General features: G+C 66.4%; 1 protein-coding gene. It reads right to left on the reverse strand.

Features of this window, described 5'->3' with window-relative positions; all coding sequences use genetic code 11:
• A partial coding sequence (locus tag AB4Z35_RS31100) for a Bug family tripartite tricarboxylate transporter substrate binding protein (RefSeq protein ID WP_442101312.1) occupies positions 1-372 on the reverse strand: 372 nt, incomplete at its 3' end.
• Positions 373-382 lie beyond the last annotated feature (10 nt).

Here is a 382-nt window from a genome sequence, read left to right on the forward strand (position 1 = left end):
GTGCGGCAGCGTCTGGGTGCCGGCGGAGAACAGCAGTTGCGTCTGGCCTGCCACGAGATCCACCACGGCCGGGGCGSCGCCCTTGTACGGCACGTGGAGCATGTCCACGCCGGCCATCTTGGCGAACAGCACCGCGCTCAGGTGGTTGGTGGAGCCGGAGCCGGCGCTGGCGTAGGCCAGCTTGCCCGGATTGGCCTTGGCGTAGGCAATCAGTTCCTTGACGTTCTTCGCCGGCACCGACGGATGCACCACCATGGTGTTCGTCACGTAGGCCAGCAGCCCCAGCGGGGTGAAGTCCTCCACGCCCTTGAACGGCATGTTGGGCATCAGCGAGGGGTTCATCGCGTGGGTGCTCATCGAGCCAATCAGCAGCGTGTAGCCG

The sequence above is a fragment of the Pseudomonas sp. KB_15 genome (assembly GCF_052114525.1).
Classification (GTDB): domain Bacteria; phylum Pseudomonadota; class Gammaproteobacteria; order Pseudomonadales; family Pseudomonadaceae; genus Aquipseudomonas.